3 protein-coding genes are annotated in these 3,141 nt (G+C 71.3%); all 3 read right to left on the bottom strand.

Annotated features, from left to right (window positions below; translation table 11 throughout):
• Positions 1–93 precede the first annotated feature (93 nt).
• From ACIKT0_RS15835 to ACIKT0_RS15845, 3 genes are read right to left on the bottom strand one after another with little or no spacing between them, the layout of a single operon-like run.
• Positions 94–873 (bottom strand): FAD/NAD(P)-binding protein, encoded by a 780-nt coding sequence (locus ACIKT0_RS15835; RefSeq protein ID WP_407106302.1) that lies wholly within the window; start codon positions 871–873, stop codon positions 94–96.
• Positions 870–2,042: an FMNH2-dependent alkanesulfonate monooxygenase gene (gene ssuD / locus ACIKT0_RS15840; protein WP_407106303.1), complete on the bottom strand. Its 1,173-nt coding sequence runs from the start codon at positions 2,040–2,042 to the stop codon at positions 870–872. Before ssuD ends, ACIKT0_RS15835 begins: the two co-directional genes overlap by 4 nt.
• Positions 2,039–3,004, bottom strand: coding sequence for a sulfonate ABC transporter substrate-binding protein (locus ACIKT0_RS15845; protein WP_407106304.1), 966 nt, complete (start codon positions 3,002–3,004; stop codon positions 2,039–2,041). The genes ssuD and ACIKT0_RS15845 overlap by 4 nt, the downstream gene beginning before the upstream one ends.
• Positions 3,005–3,141: the final 137 nt, after the last annotated feature.

Raw genomic sequence — 3,141 nt, forward strand, 5'->3', positions numbered from 1 at the left:
TCTCGTCCAGCACCTCTACCTCGACGCCCAGGGCCTCGAGTTCCTGGGCGCGCCTGGCGAACTCCTTCGGCGTCAGCACGTTCGGCGGCTCGTTCACCAGCGGAGGGCCAGCGCCGTGCGGCTCGGGGCTTCGGCGAAGGCGCCGAACTCGCCCGGCGTTCCGGCGTGCGGGCGCGGAATGAGGCCGCGCCGGGAGATCGCGTGAATCGGGCCGCTATGTCCGCGCGCGTCCAGCGACGCCACGATGTCCGCCATGGCGAGCCCGCATCCCACGATCAGCAGGCGGGAGTCCGGGGGGAGTCGGCGCAACGCCTTGCCGGTCATCGCGTTGCGGATCAGCCGCGGATCGCCGGCGAAATGCGCGAGCGGCGGCGGGGCGGCCGGCGCCGGATGGCTGGCGGCGAGCGCAACGAAGTCCGCCTGCAGGGCGGCGCCTTCGGCGAGCTCTATCCGGTAGCCGTCGACGGTCTCGTGGACCGCCGACGCACTGTCGCAGAGATGTTCGATCTCGCCGGTCAGGAGGAACGGCTCGATCGTTTCGGCGGCGTAGCGGCCGAACAGGTTTCGACGCGGAAACTTCCGGCCGTCCGGCAGCGTCGCCTCGGGGTCGTCGCGCAGCGCCCCGTCGGCCTTCAGCCAGCGGTCGAAATGGCAGGGGTCGGACGGCAGGAAGCTCATGCGCGACGCCGGCACGTTGGTCCGGTGCGCCGGATCGGGCGTCGAGTAGGCGAGGCCGCCGCCGAGCTGCGACCGCGGCTCGATGACGACGATCCGGAACACGTCCGGCGCCCGTCGGGCCAGCTGATAGGCCAGCGCGGCGCCGACGAAGCCGCCGCCGATCACCGCGACCAGCGGCCGGGCGCTCTCGCTCACGACTCGGCGATCCGCAGCTCGGGCCGCGCGGCGTTCGCGATCGTCTCGCCGAACGGGCCCATGTTGACCGGGACGGGCCGGTGGCCGGTCTGCGTCGCCAGCGGAAGCAGCGGGAACACCAGCTCCGCCACGCGATAGGCCTCCTCGAGGTGCGGGTAGCCGGAGAGGATGAAGGTGTCGACGCCGGCCGCCATGTACTCCTTCATGCGCGTCGCGACCGTCTGCGGATCGCCGACCAGCGCGGTTCCGGCGCCGCCGCGCACCAGGCCGACGCCGGCCCACAGGTTCGGGCTGACCTCGAGCCTGTCGCGCCGCCCGCCATGCAGGGCGGCCATCCGCTGCTGTCCCACCGAGTCCATGCGGGCGTAGACCTTCTGCGCGGCCGCGATCGTCTGGTCGTCGACCTGGCTGATCAGCCTGTCGGCGGCGGCCCACGCCTCGGCGTTGGTCTCGCGCACGATCACGTGCAGACGGATGCCGAAGGTGACCTTCCGGCCGATGCGATCCGCCAGCGTCCGCACGCCTGCGATCTTCTCCGCGACCTGCGCCGGGGGCTCGCCCCAGGTCAGGTACTTGTCCACATGAGCGGCCGCGACGTTGGTCGCCGCCGGGGACGAGCCGCCGAAATACAGCGGCGGGCCGTCCTTCTGGTGCGGCTCGAACAGCAGCTTGCCGCCTTCGATCCGCAGGTGCTCGCCGGCATGGTTCACGGTCCTGCCGCGCAGCAGGTCGCGATAGATCTCGAGGAACTCGTTCGTGACCTCGTAGCGCTCGTCATGGTCGAGGAAGACGCCGTCGCCGGCGTTCTCGACCGGGTCGCCGCCGGTGACGACGTTGATCAGAAGCCGGCCGTTCGAGATCCGGTCGAGGGTCGCGGTCATGCGCGCAGCGACCGTGGGGGACTGCAGCCCCGGCCGCACCGCCACCAGGAAGCGAAGCTGCTGCGTCAGCGGCGCGAGCGCCGAGGCGACGACCCAGCTGTCCTCGCAGGATTTGCCGGTCGGCAGCAGGACCCCGAAATAGCCGAGCCGGTCGGCCGCCTGCGCGACCTGCGTGAGATAGCTCAGGTCGACGGCGCGGCCGCCCTTCGCGGAGCCGAGATAGCGGCCGTCGCCATGGGTCGGCAGGAACCACAGCACACTGGCCTGATGCGCGGCGTGACGGCTCATTTCGCGACCTCCGCGGTCTTGAGCTTCAGGACGGCGTCTTCGACGACGATGGGCTTTGGCAGGAGCTTCAGCTTCAGGAAGGCGTCGGCGATGCGCTGCTGGGCGGCGACGACCTCCGGCGTGACCGGCCGGACGCCCAGCCCCTGGCGGGAGATCGCGGTCGTGAGCAGCGGCGCCGGGATGCCGACGAGCGGCGCGAGCTCGGCCGCGGCCGCCGCCGGGTCCTTCGCCACCCATTCCTCCACCGCGCGCAGCTCTTCGAGCACCGCCCGCAACACGTCTTCATTGTCCTTCGCGTAGTCGCGCGAGGTCAGGAAGAACTGGTGGTTCTCGACGATGCCGGTCCCGTCCGTCAGCACCCGCGCGCCCGCCGCTTCCGCGGCCGCGTAATAGGGGTCCCACACCGACCAGGCGTCGACCGATCCGCGCGTGAAGGCGGAGCGCGCGTCGGCCGGGGCCAGCCAGGACAGCGTCACGTCGGAATAGGGCACGCCGCCCTTCTCGAGCGCCTTCACCAGCAGGTAGTGGCTGTTGGAGCCCTTCGCGACCGCGATGTTCTTGCCCTTGAGGTCGGCCAGCGTCCGGATCGGGCTGTCCTTCGGGACGAGGATCGCCTCGCCCCGCGGCGAGGCTGGATCGTTCGCCACATAGGCCAGCCTGTCGCTCGCCGCCTGGGCGAAGATCGGCGGCGCCTCGCCGGTCGTGCCGAAGTCGATCGCCCCGGCGTTGACGGCCTCCAGCAGAGGCGGGCCGAACTGGAACTCGGCCCATTTGACCGTGACGCCGAGCGGCTTGAGCTTCTCTTCGAGCGTGCCCTTGCCCTTCAGCAGGATCAGGGTGCCGTATTTCTGGTAGCCGATCCGCAGGACGCGGTCGGCCGCGGAAGCGCCCGGAACGCCTGCGGCGGCGGCGAGCAGCGTCGCCGCGAGGGACAGGCGGATGAGGCGGGAAAGCTTCGTCATCTGGTTGATTCCTGAAGACGGCGCATGAGCCGTTTGTGCTGTTGATCAGGCGCAGGCAGCGGCCTCGGCCGCTGCGGGAAGGCGGCTGCTACATCGGCGCCGGTCTCCAGCCGGGGCCCCGGCCGCGCGGACGTCGC

It is taken from the genome of Hansschlegelia beijingensis (assembly GCF_045505405.1).
Lineage (GTDB): Bacteria > Pseudomonadota > Alphaproteobacteria > Rhizobiales > Methylopilaceae > Methylopila > Methylopila beijingensis_A.